The sequence below is a fragment of the Oceanobacillus sp. FSL K6-3682 genome, assembly GCF_037976165.1.
GTDB classification, from domain to species: Bacteria; Bacillota; Bacilli; order Bacillales; family Amphibacillaceae; genus Oceanobacillus; species Oceanobacillus sojae.
The window spans coordinates 3,532,086-3,550,591 of the sequence record NZ_CP150263.1 but is presented as its reverse complement, the minus strand read 5'-3'; the positions used below and the strand labels follow the sequence as shown (position 1 = coordinate 3,550,591).

General features: G+C 39.1%; 18 protein-coding genes and 1 other annotated feature. Of the genes, 16 read left to right on the top strand and 2 right to left on the bottom strand.

Annotation, left to right across the window (positions count from 1 at the left end):
- The 8 genes from uvrA to MHH51_RS17530 all read left to right on the top strand — a co-directional run bounded on the left by uvrA (nucleotide 1) and on the right by MHH51_RS17530 (nucleotide 7,108).
- On the top strand, nucleotides 1–2,874 hold the full coding sequence (gene uvrA, locus MHH51_RS17565) for an excinuclease ABC subunit UvrA (RefSeq protein WP_156984886.1): 2,874 nt from the start codon (nucleotides 1–3) through the stop codon (nucleotides 2,872–2,874).
- 269 nt (nucleotides 2,875–3,143) lie between these two features.
- Nucleotides 3,144–3,494 (top strand): YojF family protein, encoded by a 351-nt coding sequence (locus tag MHH51_RS17560; protein WP_339282688.1) that lies wholly within the window; start codon nucleotides 3,144–3,146, stop codon nucleotides 3,492–3,494.
- A 52-nt stretch (nucleotides 3,495–3,546) separates the two neighbouring features.
- Nucleotides 3,547–4,230, top strand: a complete 684-nt coding sequence (gene bshB2, locus MHH51_RS17555) for a bacillithiol biosynthesis deacetylase BshB2 (protein ID WP_339282686.1) — start codon at nucleotides 3,547–3,549, stop codon at nucleotides 4,228–4,230.
- 136 nt (nucleotides 4,231–4,366) lie between these two features.
- Nucleotides 4,367–4,558, top strand: a complete 192-nt coding sequence (locus MHH51_RS17550) for a PspC domain-containing protein (protein WP_339282684.1) — start codon at nucleotides 4,367–4,369, stop codon at nucleotides 4,556–4,558.
- Nucleotides 4,558–4,911 carry a phage holin family protein gene (locus tag MHH51_RS17545; RefSeq protein WP_077601948.1) on the top strand — a complete coding sequence of 118 codons (354 nt, stop codon included), beginning with the start codon at nucleotides 4,558–4,560 and terminating at the stop codon, nucleotides 4,909–4,911. Before MHH51_RS17550 ends, MHH51_RS17545 begins: the two co-directional genes overlap by 1 nt.
- Before the next feature lie 87 nt (nucleotides 4,912–4,998).
- Nucleotides 4,999–5,934, top strand: coding sequence for a YafY family protein (locus MHH51_RS17540; protein ID WP_339282682.1), 936 nt, complete (start codon nucleotides 4,999–5,001; stop codon nucleotides 5,932–5,934).
- 81 nt (nucleotides 5,935–6,015) lie between these two features.
- Entirely contained in the window at nucleotides 6,016–6,531 is a 516-nt protein-coding gene (locus tag MHH51_RS17535; RefSeq protein ID WP_339282681.1) for a GyrI-like domain-containing protein, read from the top strand.
- Between the two features lie 88 nt (nucleotides 6,532–6,619).
- On the top strand, nucleotides 6,620–7,108 hold the full coding sequence (locus tag MHH51_RS17530; protein ID WP_339282679.1) for a MepB family protein: 489 nt from the start codon (nucleotides 6,620–6,622) through the stop codon (nucleotides 7,106–7,108).
- A gap of 83 nt (nucleotides 7,109–7,191) precedes the next feature.
- Here the strand turns inward: MHH51_RS17530 and MHH51_RS17525 are convergent, their stop codons facing one another.
- Together MHH51_RS17525 and argS are read right to left on the bottom strand one after the other, a co-directional pair.
- Nucleotides 7,192–7,965: a MerR family transcriptional regulator gene (locus MHH51_RS17525; protein ID WP_339282677.1), complete on the bottom strand. Its 774-nt coding sequence runs from the start codon at nucleotides 7,963–7,965 to the stop codon at nucleotides 7,192–7,194.
- 194 nt (nucleotides 7,966–8,159) lie between these two features.
- The gene (argS, locus tag MHH51_RS17520; protein WP_339282675.1) at nucleotides 8,160–9,848 is read right to left on the bottom strand and encodes an arginine--tRNA ligase; all 1,689 of its coding nucleotides are present in this window, start codon (nucleotides 9,846–9,848) and stop codon (nucleotides 8,160–8,162) included.
- A gap of 67 nt (nucleotides 9,849–9,915) precedes the next feature.
- Nucleotides 9,916–10,168: a binding site (T-box leader), on the bottom strand.
- A gap of 303 nt (nucleotides 10,169–10,471) precedes the next feature.
- Between argS and hprK the strand changes: the two genes are divergently transcribed.
- From hprK to dhaK, 8 genes are all read left to right on the top strand, one after another.
- Complete coding sequence (gene hprK, locus MHH51_RS17515) at nucleotides 10,472–11,410, top strand: HPr(Ser) kinase/phosphatase (protein WP_077601956.1); 939 nt, start codon at nucleotides 10,472–10,474, stop codon at nucleotides 11,408–11,410.
- A gap of 14 nt (nucleotides 11,411–11,424) precedes the next feature.
- Nucleotides 11,425–12,294 carry a prolipoprotein diacylglyceryl transferase gene (gene lgt, locus MHH51_RS17510; RefSeq protein ID WP_147210191.1) on the top strand — a complete coding sequence of 290 codons (870 nt, stop codon included), beginning with the start codon at nucleotides 11,425–11,427 and terminating at the stop codon, nucleotides 12,292–12,294.
- 255 nt (nucleotides 12,295–12,549) lie between these two features.
- A complete protein-coding gene (locus MHH51_RS17505; protein ID WP_147210192.1) occupies nucleotides 12,550–13,497 on the top strand; it encodes a nucleoside recognition domain-containing protein in 948 nt (315 codons plus the stop codon).
- The gene (gene ppaX / locus MHH51_RS17500; protein WP_147210193.1) at nucleotides 13,472–14,107 is read left to right on the top strand and encodes a pyrophosphatase PpaX; all 636 of its coding nucleotides are present in this window, start codon (nucleotides 13,472–13,474) and stop codon (nucleotides 14,105–14,107) included. The genes MHH51_RS17505 and ppaX overlap by 26 nt, the downstream gene beginning before the upstream one ends.
- Before the next feature lie 2 nt (nucleotides 14,108–14,109).
- A complete protein-coding gene (locus tag MHH51_RS17495) occupies nucleotides 14,110–14,631 on the top strand; it encodes an acyltransferase (RefSeq protein WP_147210194.1) in 522 nt (173 codons plus the stop codon).
- Between the two features lie 15 nt (nucleotides 14,632–14,646).
- Nucleotides 14,647–15,195, top strand: a complete 549-nt coding sequence (locus tag MHH51_RS17490; RefSeq protein WP_147210195.1) for a glycerol-3-phosphate responsive antiterminator — start codon at nucleotides 14,647–14,649, stop codon at nucleotides 15,193–15,195.
- Nucleotides 15,196–15,683: 488 nt separating this feature from the next.
- Entirely contained in the window at nucleotides 15,684–17,183 is a 1,500-nt protein-coding gene (gene glpK / locus MHH51_RS17485; protein ID WP_339282674.1) for a glycerol kinase GlpK, read from the top strand.
- A 149-nt stretch (nucleotides 17,184–17,332) separates the two neighbouring features.
- Nucleotides 17,333–18,331 carry a dihydroxyacetone kinase subunit DhaK gene (dhaK, locus tag MHH51_RS17480; protein WP_147210197.1) on the top strand — a complete coding sequence of 333 codons (999 nt, stop codon included), beginning with the start codon at nucleotides 17,333–17,335 and terminating at the stop codon, nucleotides 18,329–18,331.
- The last annotated feature ends 175 nt before the right edge of the window (nucleotides 18,332–18,506 follow it).

Here is an 18,506-nt window from a genome sequence, read left to right as displayed (position 1 = left end):
ATGCCAAGCAAGTCTATAAAAATCCAAGGTGCCAGAGCGCATAACTTAAAAAATATAGATGTCGATATCCCCAAAAATAAATTAGTTGTTCTTACAGGGCTTTCTGGTTCCGGGAAATCATCCCTCGCCTTTGATACGATATATGCAGAGGGACAGCGCCGATATGTAGAATCTCTGTCTGCATATGCAAGACAGTTTTTAGGACAGATGGATAAACCAGATGTTGATGTGATTGAAGGATTATCTCCAGCAATCTCTATTGATCAGAAAACAACCAGTAAAAATCCAAGATCAACTGTTGGAACGGTTACAGAGATTTATGATTATTTACGTTTACTTTATGCACGCGTAGGGAAACCGACCTGTCCGAAGCATGGTATTGAAATCAGCTCACAGACAGTGCAGCAGATGGTTGATAGAGTATTGGAATATCCGGAAAGAACGAAAATGCAGATTTTAGCTCCGGTGATTTCAGGAAGAAAAGGAGAACACGTTAAAGTATTAGAAGACCTGAAAAAACAAGGGTACGTGCGTGTCCGGATTGATGGAGACATGATGGAGGTAACGGACGATATTAACCTGGAGAAAAATAAAAAGCACTCTATTGAAGTTGTTATTGACCGGGTTGTTATTAAAGAGGGAATAGAAACCCGCTTAAGTGATTCCCTGGAAGCGGCGCTTAAATTAGGAGAAGGTAATGCGATTGTTGATGTCATTGGCGATGAGGAGCTCATGTTCAGTGAAAACCATGCCTGCCCAATCTGCGGTTTTTCTATCGGTAAATTAGAACCGCGCTTATTCTCCTTTAACAGTCCTTTTGGTGCATGCCCAAGCTGTGATGGATTAGGAACAAAACTTGAGGTGGATGTTGAATTAGTTATTCCGGATTGGGATAAAACACTAAATGAACATGCTATTGCACCTTGGGAGCCTATCAGTTCCCAATATTATCCGCAGCTTTTAAAGAGTGTCTGTGATCATTATAATATTCCGATGGATGTTCCTGTAAAGAATATTCCCGAGGAACAAATGGATAAAATTTTATATGGAAGCGGAAAAGAAAAAATTCATTTTCATTATGAGAATGATTTTGGAAGCGCGCGTACCAAGGATGTTGCTTTTGAAGGTGTTTTAAAGAATGTTGAACGCAGATACAAAGAAACTTCCTCTGATTTTATCCGTGAAACATTAGAGAAATACATGGCACAGAAAAATTGTCCAACATGTAAGGGACATCGTCTGAATAAAGAGGCGCTTGCTGTATTAATTGACGGGAAGCATATCAGTCAGATAACAGATTTCTCTATCCTGGAATCTATGGACTTTTTCAAACAGCTTGAATTGAGTGATAAAGACCGTCAGATTGCCCGTTTAATTTTGAAAGAAATTGATAATCGTCTTTCATTTTTAAATAATGTCGGCTTAGACTATTTAACGTTGTCACGTGCAGCAGGAACACTTTCTGGCGGGGAGGCCCAGCGGATCCGCCTTGCTACCCAGATCGGCTCTGCATTGACAGGTGTTCTTTATGTACTTGATGAGCCTTCCATAGGACTGCACCAGCGTGATAATGACCGTCTTATTGAAACGCTTAAACAGATGCGTGATTTAGACAATACGCTGATTGTTGTCGAGCATGATGAGGATACGATGCTTGCGGCAGACTGGCTGATTGATATTGGGCCGGGGGCCGGCGAGCATGGTGGTGAAATTGTTGCCAGCGGTACTCCAGAAAACGTCATGGCTGATGAGAATTCATTAACTGGCCGTTATTTATCCGGAAAAGAATTTATCCCTGTGCCGTCAAAACGGAAGAAAGCTGATAAACGTAAAATAAAAGTTACCGGTGCATCCGAGAATAATTTGAAAAATGTATCGGCTGAAATTCCAATCGGGTTGATGACAGTCGTTACGGGTGTTTCGGGTTCCGGGAAAAGTACACTGGTTAATGAGATTATCTACAAATCTTTAGCAAAAGAATTATATAAAGGAAAAGTGAAGCCCGGGAAGTACCGGAGCATAAAAGGAATCGAGCATATCGAAAAAGTTATTGATATTGACCAGTCTCCAATCGGAAGAACACCACGTTCCAATCCAGCTACGTATACAGGTGTATTTGACGATATTCGTGATGTGTTTGCACAAACAAATGAAGCCAAGGTAAGAGGTTATAAAAAAGGCCGCTTCAGCTTTAATGTCAAAGGCGGACGCTGTGAAGCCTGCCGCGGAGATGGAATTATCAAGATTGAAATGCACTTCCTGCCAGATGTCTATGTCCCTTGTGAGGTTTGTGAAGGAGCACGTTATAACCGGGAAACACTGGAAGTGAAGTACAAAGGCAAAAATATATCAGAGGTATTGGATATGCGTATTGAGGAAGCATTAGAGTTCTTCGCCGCAATTCCAAAAATTAAACGGAAGCTGCAGACTATTTATGATGTCGGATTAGGATATATTAAACTGGGTCAGCCGGCAACAACCTTATCCGGCGGAGAAGCTCAGCGTGTTAAATTAGCAAGTGAATTGCATAAACGCTCCAACGGAAAGACGTTTTACATTTTGGATGAGCCGACAACAGGACTTCATTCTGCTGATATACGCCGTTTGTTGGATGTCCTGCAAAGGCTGGTAGATAATGGGGATTCTGTCTTAATTATCGAACACAATTTAGATGTGATTAAAAGTGCGGATCATATCATTGATTTAGGTCCGGAAGGCGGAGACCGCGGCGGCCAGATTATTGCTAAGGGAACGCCGGAAAAAATCGCAGAGCAGGCAGATATTTCTTATACAGGGAAGTACCTTGGACCGGTGTTGGAAAGAGATAAAGCACGTATGAATGAAATGGTGAAAGAGAAGGTCAGCAGTAAATAGAGAAAAACTGGTCCATCTTTAGAGTATGATTTTGCTCTTCAGATGGATCTTGTTTTATTGCGTAATAATGGACTACTTCATTATACGTTTTTAATCCAATCAGAATACTGTGTTATAATAAAGGTTAAATAGATGACGAATGCAATGTAAATGTATTTTCAGAACAATATTTCTGTTCCTGAAAAGAAAGTTTTTATTTGGGTAAGCTATCTAATTGACGCTTGGTCTTCATTTCGATAGAGTAAAAGAATAGAATTGGAGGTTGAAACATGAAACCGATAGAACTAGAGAAAGTCCAGCAGGCACTGGACAGTTATTTGAATAAGGAAGTATATGTCCATTTAGAAACAACGAATGGGGCATATGCTAATCATTTAGACGCCAATGCATATACGGTTGGTGCATATATACGTAATGCAAAAGTAACATACAAACAGGCAAAGATTATAGGAGAAGGAAATTCCTATCGTGTTGGTTTAAAAATGGAGCTTGGCTGGATTTACGCAGAAGGATTAACCGATTGGACCATTTATGAGGGAAACCAATTACTATTGGCTGGTCATGATAGGGAAGGGCGATTAATGGTAGCTTTAGAAGTCAGTGAAACGCCTTTTAAATGATAAAAATAAAAACGAGTGATATAGCTTGATTCTAGAAAGATAGGTGAATAAAATGGAGAAACATGTTGTAGTTATTTTTCCGCACCCGGACGATGAAGCTTTTGGCGCGTCTGGATCTGTCGCACAGTTCCGCAAAGAAGGTGTGCCGGTAACATATTTATGTGGAACGTTGGGGCAAATGGGGAGAAATATGGGGAACCCGACATTTGCTAATAGGGAGTCGTTGCCTGAAATTCGCAAAAAAGAGTTAATACGTGCATGTGAAACGTTAGATATGGAATTGAAAATGCTCGGATACCGTGATAAAACGATTGAATTTGAAGATAAACAAGAAGTGGCAGATCATATAAGAGGTTATTTAGAAGAAATAAAACCATCTCTTGTGATCACACATTACCCCGGTTATGCAGTGCATCCGGATCATAATGCCTTAGGAGCTGCCGCTATTCAGGCAGTGGAAGATATGAACCCTGTAGAAAGACCAAAAGTATGGGCGCAAGCTTTTTCCAATGGTCATGAAGAAGATTTAGGAAGCCCAAATGTAATAAATGATGTCCGTGATACTTTTGATAAAAAACTGCAAACAATATTATCACATGACTCTCAGGTAGCTGGCATGTTCGGGTGGTATAAGCAATTGGATGAGTTAGATGAAGAAGTGAAAAACGAACTGATTGAAAATCAGGCAATGGAACGTTTTTATCTTTGGGATTTTGAAAAGAACAGCTCTAAATAATTGTTTTGTTTAAAAAGAATAGGAAGCGGGAAAATAGAAATGAAACTTTTTCATTTCTATTTTCGTATGAAAAGATAGAATGACACATATCCATTATTAAATAGATGACAAAACAGTTACCTGAGGAGGTACTTCCATGAAAAGATTATATCGTTCGGAAACAAATAAAATGCTTGCCGGTGTGCTTGGAGGATTAGGTGAGTATTTAAATGTGGATGCGACACTGCTCCGGATCATTTTCTTAATTCTGCTTATCCCGAGTTTTTCCACATTAGCGATTGTTTATATAATTGCCGCATTTATTATGCCTAAGGGAGACGTGTATTAATGTTGCTTCGGGGGATTATTTCATTAGTATTAAATGCTGTGGCGCTGATAGCAGTTGCCCAAATCTTTGATTCTTTTCAGCTGGACGGTTTCGGTACGGCACTGTTAGCAAGTGTTATTTTAGCCATCCTGAATATGTTTGTGAAACCGATTTTGGTTATTTTGACATTGCCGATTACGGTGATTACATTTGGATTGTTTTTAATTGTTGTCAATGCGATTATATTGATGATTACGCAGGCGCTTATTGGACCTTCCTTTGTCATTGACGGGTTTGGTACGGCGTTTATCGCGTCGATTGTGATTTCATTGATTTCAATGATTTTAAACAGTGTTGTCCGTGACATAAGGTAAAAGGAAAGGTCAGGTTATCGCCTGATCTTTTTCTTATGAGCAAAATTTAATAGACGAGCCCACTGTTGTCAAAGAGGAGAGAACGTAATGAAATTAGAGAGACTATTATCCATTATTATATTATTGATAAATCACCGCATGCTGCAGGCAAAAGATTTAGCGGAACGATTTGAAGTATCTGTGCGGACGATTTACAGGGATATTGATACGATTAATGCAGCTGGCATACCCATTATAACTTACCAGGGAGTTTACGGCGGTATCGGACTTGCGGAAGGTTACCGGCTGGATCGTAATCTGCTCACCAATGATGAATTAGCAGCAATTGTCACGGCACTGCGCAGTATATCTACTTCTCATGAAAAAGCACAGCACCAGCAATTGATGGAAAAAATGAATAGTGTTGTACATCCTGTTGATGCCAAGGCTTTTCAAAGTAAAACAAGCCGTGTTCTCATTGATTATTCACCTTGGGATAACAGTGCACGGCTCCAAGAAAAACTGGAGCGTATTGAAAAGGCAATAGATAACTGTCTATTCATTGCATTTACATATTCAGATGCACAGGGGAAGATTACGCAGCGAACGGCGGAGCCGCATACATTAATTCTCAAAGGAAGACAATGGTATATACAAGCATACTGCATAGAAAGAGAGCAGTTCCGTTTATTTAAATTACGAAGAATAAAAAATTTGTCTGTGGATGCTGAGTTAAGTTTTACCCGCCGCCCTTTACCAGAACAAAAGGATATAAAAGGAAAACAATCCTCTATCTCCGATAATAATGAGGTAGTTTTACGTTTCCAGAAAGAAGCTCATCATTTAGCGGAAGATTGGTTTGATGCAGAGGAGCTTATTCCGACGGAAGATGAGACATGGCTGGTGAAGAAAGCTTACCCAGAGGATGAATGGTTATACAGCTTTATACTCAGCTTCGGCCCTCAGGTGGAGGTGTTGGAGCCAGTCCATTTGCGGGAGATTATCGCAGAGCGTGTAATGCAAATTACAAAAATATATAAATAAGTTGAACAAACTGGACAGACAGCTGTCAGGTTTCCTGTTTTATACTAACTATTATCATAAGAAAAAGGAGTTTGATAAGCTATGAAACAGGATAAATCAGCTGTAAATATTAAACCGTTACGCATGGAGAAGCGGCCAGCTTTTACATTAGCCGGAGTCAGTATGATAACTACTAATGAGGCAGAGCAATCTGGAAACGGGAAGATAGGATCATTATTTGAACGCTTTTTCACAGATAATATTGGAGAAAAATTAGATGTGAACATTCATGAAGCGGGATATTACGGTTGTTATTTTCATTATCAGCAAGAAGAAAAAGGGACTTATGAAATTATGTTAAGCGTGCAAATAACGGAAGATTCTGTGGTTCAAAACGTAGAAGGGATTCAAACTTATACATTGCCGGAAGCGACATACGCTGTATTTGTAACAGAAAAAGGTCCAATAGCGGAAAAGGTTCCGCAAGCTTGGGCTGCTATTTGGGAATGGCAGCAGCTGCCTGAAAACATACGCACATTTACTGGCGATTTTGAGTACTATGCCGGGGATATTGATCCGGCAAATGGGCAGGTAGAAATATATATTGCGATTGAATAAGCAGAAATTCTCTACTCTTCCACTTTGATGTAATACAATGTACCCGGTACCATGATTAATATTAGATGAATTATAAAGGAAAGAGAAAATGCTAAAATCGATAAACCTGATCAAAGAATTACTATTTGACATAAATGGTGAGCTCACAAATATATTAAAAGAGCCGCAAAATATGGAATATGAAGGAACTACTTTTAATATTAATGAAAATAAATATAGGAGCCGCTTAGCTAAACGAACACCAAAGAAAGATGGGTATTTTGTTGTTTTCTGGGAAAAAGATGTAAATCATTGCAATCAGGCTTTTGCATATAGTGAGAGTCCGGATAAAATAGTGTTTTCAATCATAGATAAGGATTTGAAAGGTCAGTTTATTTTTCCAAAATCTCTGCTTTTAGAGAAAGGAATATTGAGAACTAATGATAACAAAGGGAAAATGGCAATAAGAGTATACCCTTCATGGGAAAGGTCATTAAATAACTCAGCTAAAAAAACACAAGCATGGCAGGCACCATATTTTATAGATGTTTCAAATGAAATAGATATGAAAAGACTTACAGAATTATATTTCTCTTAAAAAGTACACATAAGAAAATCGAATGAAGAAGTCCGGAAAAGCTCCCTATTTTATAGGGGAGGCTTCGGACTTTTTTCATTCCATTATTTTTCTTCATTCTCCTTATACTGCTGTTCCATCGCTTTAGCTATTTCCTCCATATAAGCTTCTTCCTCTTTTGACCAGAAAGTCGGAGCTACAAAATTATCCGCTTCAGCAGATTCCAATTGTTCTTCCCATTTATCGATATTTTCTACAATAACATCCTCAGGGACGATTTTTATAAATAAATCATTAATATTTAGAAATACCTGTTGCGCTTCTTGCGCATGCGGAGGAACGTTTTCCCGCATCAGCCTTTTTACTTCAGCCAGAATAGAAAGCCATTCTCTATCTAATTTTTCACGCTCTTTCTTTGGTATATCCGTAAAAAGCGATGCAAAATCATCGGGAAAATGCTCCTTCATCCATGCCTTTTGCTCCTCTTCAAATTCCATCCCGTGGAGCAGAGAGGCGAGCACCGTCCAATCTAATGAAAAGTCATCATCTAAAAGCTCTTGTACATGATCAATAGCTGCGATGGCCCGGTTTAATTCCTCGCGCTTATGCACCAGCACCTTTCTTTGAACAGGGAGGGAGTCTGCAAAATTTTCTAAAGTGATTTCTTCTTTATCCAGCATTTCTTTGATTTCCTGAAGTGAATATCCAATAAATTTTAATGACTGGATACGTTGTAAGGTGGCGAGTTCTTCCAAGCTGTATAAACGATGACCGTTTTCATTTCTTTTGCTTGGATAAAGAATCCCAAGTTCTTCATAGAAACGCAGCGTTCGTGTTGAAAATCCGGTTTTTGCTCCAAATTCTCCGATGGTATACATTTCATATCAGCTCCTTTATATCTAAGTATAAAGCTTTCCGTTATGTGAAGTGCAATGGTTTTTTACAGGTAAATAGAAATATCTTTATGTTTTTAATTTTTCCTAAATAAAAATTGTATTTCTCTCTCCACTGCAAAAAGCACTTTCAAAGCAAATAAGAAATGTAATCAGCAATAAATAGCCGGTCTGTTTACTTAAAGCTTCTCAGGAGCTTTAATACCAAGCAATTTCAACCCTTCCTTCAATACAATCGCAACAGATTTCACCAATGCCAGTCTGCTGCTTTGCTCTGCATCATCAGCTAATATTTTGACCTGACCATAATATTTATTAAAATCCTGGCTTAATTTCAAAACATATTTTGCGATAACTGATGGTTCAGCCTGCTGAAAGCTTTTTTCGATTACATTTGGAAAATCCATTAGTATTTTGATGACGGTCCAGCTGTATGAATCGGTGAGCCCACTGACAGAAAGGTTATTTTCAGCAGAAGCTTTCCGAAGAATAGAGCAGGAACGGGCGTGTGTATATTGCACATAAAGCCCTGTAGAACCTTCAAATTTCAGCATCTCATCCAGATTGAATTCAATATTATTTTGGCGTTCATTCTTTAAATCATGAAAAATAATTGCTCCGACACCGACCATTTTTGCTACTTCTTCTTTATTTTCCAGTTCCGGATTTTTAGTTTTAATATTTTGGTAAGCCAGATCAATGGCTTCTTTGATAACATCCTCCAGCAGCACAACTTTTCCTTTTCTGGTCGACATTTTCTTTCCATCTTTTAAAATAAAACCGAATGGAACATGCTTTAATGAAGCTGCCCAGTCATAGCCCATTTTCTGGAGCACAAGGAATAACTGTTCGAAATGAAGGCGCTGCTCCTGTCCGACGATATAGAAGGATTTTTCAAAATGATAGGCCCTGCTCCGGTAAATAGCTGCTGCCAAATCCCGGGTTGCATATAATGTAGCGCCATCTTTCTTTTTAATTAAGCATGGCGGCATATTCTCAGCTGCTAATTCAACTACCTCAGCTCCATCTGAAAGAGACAGGAGATCTTTGTTTTTTAATTCTTGGACAACCTTGTCCATTTTATCATTATAAAATGCTTCGCCATCATAGGAGTCAAATGCAATATCCAGCAGTTCATAAATTTTCGCAAATTCCTTCAGTGATTCTTCTCTGAACCATTTCCACAGCTGATTTGCTTCTTCATTCCCAGATTCTAATTGTTTAAACCAAAAACGGGCTTCATCCTCTAAGTGGGGATGTTTTTCCGCTTGTTCGTGAAACATCACATATAGATAAAAGAGCTCTTTAATTGGGTTCTCTCGTACTTTTTCTTCTAAACCCCATTTTTTATAAGCAGTAATAAGCTTGCCAAATTGTGTTCCCCAGTCACCAAGATGATTTATTCGAATGGCTTTATAGCCATATTTTTCTGAGATATTAGCAAGTGCATTGCCAATAACAGTAGAACGTAAATGGCCCATGGAGAAAGGTTTGGCGATGTTTGGTGATGAGAAATCTAAAGTAACTATCTTTCCAGCACCGGCTGAAGACGAACCGTAGTCTTCTTTCTCAGTATTAATACGCCGAATTACTTGTTTACTGACGACTTGTTTGTTTAAAAAACCATTTAAATAAGGTCCTTCTGCCACTGTCTTTTCTAAAAAAGGTGCATCTATTTTTGTAGATAACTCTTTGGCTATTTGCTGCGGAGCTTTTTTTAGTTTTTTTGCTAAGGTAAAGCAAGGGAACGCTAAATCGCCATGAGTATTATATTTTGGTTCCTCAATCAATGAATGAATTTCATCCACTTCCGATAACCCTTGTAAATGGGTATAAATTTCCTCTGCAAATTGCTGACGGTAATTCATGGTCTACTCCTCCAATACGATTAAATGTGAAATATAAAAACATAAAAAACCCGTCTCCATGATGTAACATAGAGACGAGTTTATTCGCGGTACCACCCTAATTGCTCCTATATATAACTAATAAAGCTTTAGACTTTAATCAGAAATAAATAAGAACCTTCTTATATTATTTTTAACGGAATAACCCGGCATATCCTACTGATTGTTCAGACAGCACCTCTGAAGTGCGTTTCATTATATTCTGTACTGTCAGGCTTCCACCATCTCCTGACTCGCTGCTGTACATGATATATAACTACTCTCTTCATCAACGGTAATATATTAATGCTATATTATACAGAGATTTTCCAAAATAACAAGTACTCATTCATAAATATTTGGAGAAGTATCGGAAGAACTCAAACAATTATTGGTTACTTGAAAACAGTTTATATGGAGTTTGAAAAAGTCTGCAAAGAAGTAATCTTATAATGAGCGGACTTTCGAATGTCAAAATTGCATAAACCTTGTCAATCATAGTTTTTAATGAAGTACATTAAGTAAGAGACTTCTCCTCTACGTTTTTTGTACGGATTATGCTAAAATGTATATCAGTTAGCTTTGTTGAAGAGAGGAGCTTCAAAATGGTATCAACCGTCTGTACAAAGGATTTACTAGATCGGTTTAATTTACAGTTAGTAGCAGGAGAAGAAGGAGTTCACCGTGAAATTATAACAAGTGATATTTCACGCCCAGGATTGGAAATGACGGGCTTTTTTGACTATTATCCAAGGGAGCGTCTACAATTAATTGGTAAGACAGAATTAGCTTACTTTTTGGGACTGAATGCTGCAGAAAGAAAGCAGCGTGCTGAAAATCTATGTACGGATGTAACTCCGGGAATTATCATTTCCCGTGGCATGGATGTACCAGAAGAATTTTTTGAAGCATCGAAGCATTCTGGCGTACCAATCATACAATCACCGCGGACAACGACGCGGGTATTGAGTCGTTTAACCAATTACTTAGAATCTAAATTTGCACCATTTACGGCGGTGCATGGTGTGTTAATAGATATTTACGGCGTCGGTGTCTTAATTATCGGACAAAGTGGTGTTGGTAAAAGTGAAACAGCACTGGAATTAGTTAAAAGAGGGCATCGTCTTGTAGCAGATGATAATGTGGAAATCCGGCAAGAGGATTATGAGAGTCTGATTGGCAATGCACCTGCACTTATTGAACATTTACTGGAAATAAGGGGCCTGGGTATTATTAATGTAATGACATTATTTGGCGCAAGCTCGATCCGCAGCCAAAAACGGATTTCGATGGTTATTCAATTGGAAAATTGGGATAATAAAAAACAGTATGACCGTTTAGGATTAGATGAAGATACGATGAAGATTATGGATGTCCATCTGCCAAAAGCAACAATACCTGTCAGACCGGGAAGAAACCTGGCTGTTATTATTGAAGTAGCTGCTATGAATTTCCGGTTGAAACGGATGGGTGTGAATACGGCAGAAGAGTTTTCAGATCGTTTAACAAAAATGATTGAACAAGGTGATTTAGAATCACAATAGGAGGTAGAATATAGATGATTGGGACAAGTGCTCCTATTGATCGTGTATTTTTAGAAATTGGTCCATTAACAATTTATTGGTATGGAATCATTATTGCTGTTGGAGCTGTATTAGCAGTTTATTTAGCTACCAGAGAAGCGGAAAGAGTTGGATTGGGCAAAGAGACCATTATGGATTTCATTATTTTTGCTGTACCAATTGCGATTATCTCCGCAAGAATTTATTACGTAATCTTTGAATTTGACCAATATGCCAATGGTCCTTTATGGAAAATGTTTGCCACTTGGGAAGGCGGAATCGCTATTCATGGGGCTGTAATTGGCGGTGTGATTACAGCTATTGTTTTTGCAAAAGTAAAGAAAATATCATTTTGGCGTCTGGCTGATGTCGTTGCACCCAGTTTAATATTGGGACAGGCAATTGGGCGCTGGGGGAATTTCGTGAATCAGGAAGCGCATGGCGGTCCAATTTCTGAGGCTGCGTATGAAAGCTTCCATCAGTATTTGCCGGACTTTATTATGAACCAGATGGTCATTGATGGTGTGATGTATCATCCAACATTTTTATATGAATCTGCCTGGAATTTCCTGATATTTTTTGGACTGTTACTTTTCCGCAGAATAAATCCAAAACGCGGAATGGTATTCTTAATGTATGCTGTCACGTATTCCATCGGCCGTTTTTTCATAGAAGGGCTTCGGACAGACAGTTTATACATCATTGGTGATCTGAGGACGGCACAGGTTGTATCTATCTTAACAATCACAGCCGGAATTATCCTCATGCTATACAGGCTCATGACAACAGACGAGCGTTATCTTGACACACCAATGACAAAAAAGTATCCGAATAAAAGAAAAAAGAAAAAGAAGAAAAGGAAATAAAGTGAAACTTGATTTATCGGGTGGTTTTTCCCGCTAAGAATAAGGAATACAAGCTAACACTGCGATTACTCGCCCCATCAAAAACATTTGGGGAAACGCTTGTGTGACCAACATCGTGTTGGCCTGAACCAATCAGGAGATGAAGAGCCCGTTTTCATCCAACGAAAAAACTGATTTTACCATATAAATCAGGATGAATTACGGGCACTCATGCCGTGATGAAACAAACGTGTTAAGCTGAAATGAGGTAAGAAAATGAAAGGAACGCTTTACAGGGGGTTAATTCAGGGATTAAAGACTACATTAAAGCTTGGGAAAGTTATTTTTCCGATTACATTAATTATAACGATATTGCAGTTTACACCTGTTTTCCCTTGGTTTATGAATATCATCTCCCCACTTATGGGGTTATTTGGTTTATCAGGGGAAGCTGCTGTTCCGCTTGTTTTAGGGAATGGATTAAATTTATACGCAGGGATTGCAGCGATTATTTCTTTTGATTTTACCGTCAAGGAAGTATTTATTATGGCAGTTATGCTGTCTTTTTCCCATAATCTATTTATTGAATCTGCTGTGGCAACAAGTGTAGGAGTAAGGTGGTGGATTATCGTTGGAATCCGGGTTGGACTTGCTGTGATATCCGGACTTTTGATTAATTTATTCTGGTCTGGCGGCTCAGAGCTTGCTCAATACGGTTTTATTTCCAGCAATGAAGTGGTCCTGAATAATTGGTGGGAAATTGGGCTTCATGGTGCTCAAGCGGCTGCTATAGCTATTGTTCAATTAGCCTGTATCGTTATCCCGTTAATGATTATCATGCAAATTATGCGGGAGCTTGGCTGGATGACTGCCATGTCAAATAAATTAGCTCCATTTATGAAGCTGCTGGGAATAGATAAGCGTGCTTCCATGACAATGGTTGCCGGTCTTACTATCGGACTTGCCTTTGGTGCCGGGCTCATGATGCAGGCTGTAAAAGAAGATAATGTGCCGAAGAAGGATATGTATTTAGCATTAATATTTCTCGTATCCTGCCATGCTGTTGTGGAGGACACGCTTGTCTTTATTCCGCTTGGAATTCCAGTTTGGCCATTATTAATTATCCGATTATCTGTAGCGATTATTTTGACGATGGTTATTGCTTATTTTTGGAAGAAGGAAGAAAGGAAAGTGCAACATGAGCATTCGTACCATTCTGTTTGATTTAGACGGAACGTTATTAAATACAAATGAGCTTATACGTGCTTCATTTGAACATACATTTGAAAAATTTAATATGCAGTTTACCCCGGAAGAAATAAAACATCTTAATGGCCCGCCATTAAATGAAACCTTTTATGAAATAAACCCGGAGCTGTCTGAACGAATGACAGCCGCATACCGGGAGTATAATATGAGAGAGCATGACCGTTATGTAGAAGCTTTTCCATATGTTTATGAAACAATCAAGCAGCTGTATGATAAAGGTATTACATTGGGAATTGTAAGTACGAAGATTAAAAAAACAGTTATGATGGGATTGGATTTAACCAGACTGACAGATTTCTTCTCTGTTATTATTACTTATGATGATGTGACACTTAAAAAACCTGATCCAGAACCGGTAGAAAAAGCAATGAAGCTGGTGAATGCGGATCCTGAAACAACCTTAATGGTAGGAGATAATTTTCATGATATTGTTTCAGGACAACGTGCTGGTACACAAACGGCGGCGGTAAGCTGGTCTGAGAAAACAGAGGACTTTTTAAAAAGCTATCATCCAACATATTATTTGGATACAATGAGGGATTTATTAACAGTGGCAGGTGAATAGTCATGCGGAGAACTGAAAGGTATAAAGTCCATCATAAAGCAAATTCTTTATGGCAGATGTACAGTACGGTGTCTTTTTTTAAAATAGTAAAAAATTTTATTGTGATTCAGATTGCTCGTTATACTCCTTTTTTAAGAATGAAAAATTGGATGTATCGGCATTTTTTGCGCATGAAGGTAGGCGACCGTACATCATTTGCTTTAATGGCAATGCCTGATTCCATGTTCCCGGAAAAAATTAAAGTTGGAAATAACAGTATTATTGGTTATAATACAACGATTTTAGCGCATGAATATTTAATAACAGAATATCGTTTGGGTGAGGTGCATATCGGTAATGAGGTGATGATAGGCGCCAACTCGACGATATTACCGGGAGTGCATATCGGCGATGGAGCGATTATTTCTGCTGCGACACTGGTACATAAAGATGTTCCCGCTGGAGCTTTTGCCGGGGGAAATCCGATGCGGATTATTTATACGAAGGAAGAAATGGAATCGCGTAAGCTGCCGGATAATGATTGAGAGGAGGGAGCTCTGATGCAATTACCTGCTGGTATACTGCCTGCTGTAAGGCGCATGAAGGATTTTGAGAAGGTGTTGGAAAGTAATCATGAATACATTATTATTTTAGAATCAAGATTAGTCCAGCTGAAAAGTATGATTGATTACAGTCACCGTGCAAATAAAAAGGTATTTATCCATTTTGATTTAATTCAGGGGCTGAAAGCAGATGAATACGGGATGGAATTCCTGCATCGGGAAATAAAACCTGATGGTATATTAACGACACGCGGAAATGTGGTTGCAGCTGCAAAAAAGCATAAATTGCTGGCCATTCAACGTGTCTTTATATTAGACAGTGCTGCATTAGAGCAGAGTATAAAGCTTATCCATCGATTTGAGCCGGATTACGTGGAAATTTTGCCAGGTCTGGTGCCGGAAGTAATTGAAGAGATTACCGGAGAAACCGATATTCCTGTTATTGCCGGTGGGTTAATTAAAGAGGAAAATCATGTTACTCAGGCACTGAATGCTGGAGCGGTAGCCGTATCTACATCAAGCCGCAAGCTTTGGAATCTTTCATAATAGAAAAAACAGCACCTGTATCGGTGCTGTTTTTTCTATGTTGAGGTATGAAATTAGAATAAAGAAAAAATGGAACAACTTTGATTATATATAAAAGTGTTAATCGACTTTGTTCGATTTTTGTGTCCAGCCTTATTCATATAATTTCAGATCGGAATTTTCTTTTCTTTCCACCACTGTTATTGATTCAAAAACAAGAAATCCTGCTGATTCAATGAATTGACAACGCTTGCAATTTGTTTTATTCTATACTTAAACTAATCGTGATGGAGAGAAGGAGCCCGCGCAAACGTGTACCAGGATAAGAATGGTGCTATTTGTTTGCGGGCTTTTTCTACTTATCATTTTCCTCCTTGATGTAAAAGTCACAGGTTTTATCTTTTTCTAAACTTATTCTGACATGGTATGATTATTTGGTTGTAGAAATAAAGGATAAGCCTTGTGGAATATCCTTATATGTTTAAAAAAGCACAATGGAGGAATAGGGTATGAAAGAACAATATATATTGTCAATTGACCAGGGGACAACAAGCTCCCGGGCTATTTTATTTAATAAAGGAGGGGAGATTGTTGCCACAGCTCAAAAAGAATTTGAACAGCATTTCCCTAAACCGGGCTGGGTAGAGCATGACCCGAATGAAATTTGGACCTCTGTACTTGGCTGCATTGCAGAAGTATTAAATAACACAAATATAGAAGCAAATCAGGTTGCGGGGATTGGGATTACAAATCAGCGTGAAACAGCAGTTGTATGGGATAAGCAAACGGGAAGACCAATCTATAAAGCAATCGTTTGGCAATCTCGTCAAACAGAAGATATTTGCCGTAATTTAAAACAACAGGGCTATGAAGAAACAATTCGCAGCAAAACGGGTCTTTTAATTGATCCATACTTCTCAGGAACAAAGGTAAAATGGATTTTAGAGAATGTAGAAGGCGCGAGGGAGAAGGCGGAAGCAGGAGACCTTTTATTTGGAACAATTGATACATGGTTAATCTATAAATTTTCAGGCGGGAAGACTCATGTAACCGACTATTCGAATGCTTCCCGTACCTTAATGTTCAATATTTATGATCTAAAGTGGGATGAGGAGCTTTTAGAAATTCTTGGTGTACCACAGTCGATGCTTCCAGAGGTACGGCCATCATCTGAAATCTATACAAAAACAGTATCGTATCATTTCTTTGGTGAAGAAATACCGATTGCCGGAATTGCTGGAGACCAGCAGGCTGCCTTATTTGGTCAGGCATGCTTTGAAAAAGGAATGGCAAAAAACACATATGGGACAGGCTGCTTCTTATTAATGAACACGGGAGAAGAGCCAGTAGCATCTAAACAAGGATTGTTAACAACCATTGCGTGGGGCCTGGATGGAAAAATAAATTATGCACTGGAAGGAAGTATATTTGTTGCGGGTTCTGCTGTCCAATGGCTGCGTGATGGATTACAGATGATTGAGTCCAGCCAGGAGAGCGAGGCATTTGCATCTGAAGTGGATACAACAGAAGGTGTATATATGGTTCCTGCTTTTGTCGGGTTAGGTACTCCCTATTGGGATAGCGACGCCCGTGGTGCGGTCTTTGGTTTGACAAGAGGAACGAAGAAAGAGCATTTTATTCGCGCTACGTTAGAATCTCTGGCTTATCAGACAAAGGATGTGATGCAGGCAATGTCTGTTGATGCAGGTATTGATTTAAAAACGCTCCGTGTTGACGGGGGCGCAGTAAAAAATGATTTATTAATGCAATTCCAGAGTGATATTTTAGAAGTGCCTGTAGAACGCCCGGAGATCCAGGAGACAACAGCATTAGGATCAGCTTATTTAGCAGGGATAGCTGTCGGGTACTGGAAGGATCAGGAAGAGATAGCAGCACAGTGGTTAAATGAAAAAACATTTGAACCGAAAATGGATAAAACAGAGAGTGATCGCCTATACAAAGGCTGGGAAAAAGCTGTCAAAGCAACACGTGCCTTTAAAACAGAATAGTACCTGGTTATTTATAGAAGTAATATAGATTAAGATGTTTTGGAAAGCTGTATATTGGTAAGAAGCTGAAGGTAATTTAGGAATCAATTTGAATTTTTAACATAGATACTGGGATTGATTCATTTCATTAAAAATCTGGAGGGGTAGAAATGAAAAAAATAATCAATAATCCAAGTAATGTAATTCAAGACATGGTAAAAGGAATGACTCTTGCAAACGATGGACAGTGGGTACAGGTAGAAAACACAAACGTTATTCGTCGCAAGGAGCTGTCTCAAGGGAAGGTCGGCCTGGTCAGCGGCGGTGGAAGCGGACATGAACCAGCCCATGCAGGCTATGTCGGCAAAGGGATGTTAGATGCAGCAGTTGTTGGAGAAGTATTTACCTCTCCGACACCAGATCAGATTTTTGAAGCTATTAAAGCAGTTGATCAAGGTAAGGGTGTCCTGCTCATTGTAAAAAACTATACAGGAGACGTTCTAAACTTTGAAATGGCTGGCGAATTAGCTGAGGCAGAAGGAATTCGCGTTGAGCAGGTAATTGTAAATGATGATATTGCTGTGAAGGACAGTGATTTTACCATTGGCCGCCGCGGGATTGCCGGCACTGTATTTGTCCATAAAGCAGCTGGAGCAAAAGCGGAGCAGGGAGCTTCGTTAGACGAAGTGAAAGCTGCTGCAGAAAAGACAATCGAGCAGGTGCGTTCTATGGGAATGGCTCTAACATCATGCACGGTCCCTGATGCTGGAAAGCCAAGCTTTCATTTAGATGAAGATGAAATGGAGATAGGAATTGGCATTCATGGAGAAGCAGGAACGGAACGGAAAAAGATTGCTTCTGCAAAAGAAATAGCGGATGAACTAACAAGCAATATTATTGAAGATGCTGGTCTGGCAGCTGGTGACGAAGTAGCTGTTATGATTAATGGCATGGGTTCTACACCAGAAATGGAGCTATTTATTGTAAACGGTCATGTCAATGACATGCTGAAGGAAAAACAAATTTCTGTTCATCAGACATATGTTGGCGAATATATGACATCTCTTGAAATGGCGGGATTTTCTATCACACTATTAAAGGTTGATGAAGAATTAAAGCAGCTGTTAGCAGAGCCGAGTGAAGCTATCGCTTTTAAAGAGGATATTTAAAAAGTCCAATAAAGATGACGCAGCGAAAAGAGGGTCTTCTACTAAAAACGCCCACGTCGTGTGGGCAACGTAGAAGTCACCACATCCTGTGGAAGTCTGTTCGTAAAAAGCTCGTCGCCTTGAACTTCTTGGTCCTATTTATCGGACTTTTTGAACACGCACTTAAAGCATAATG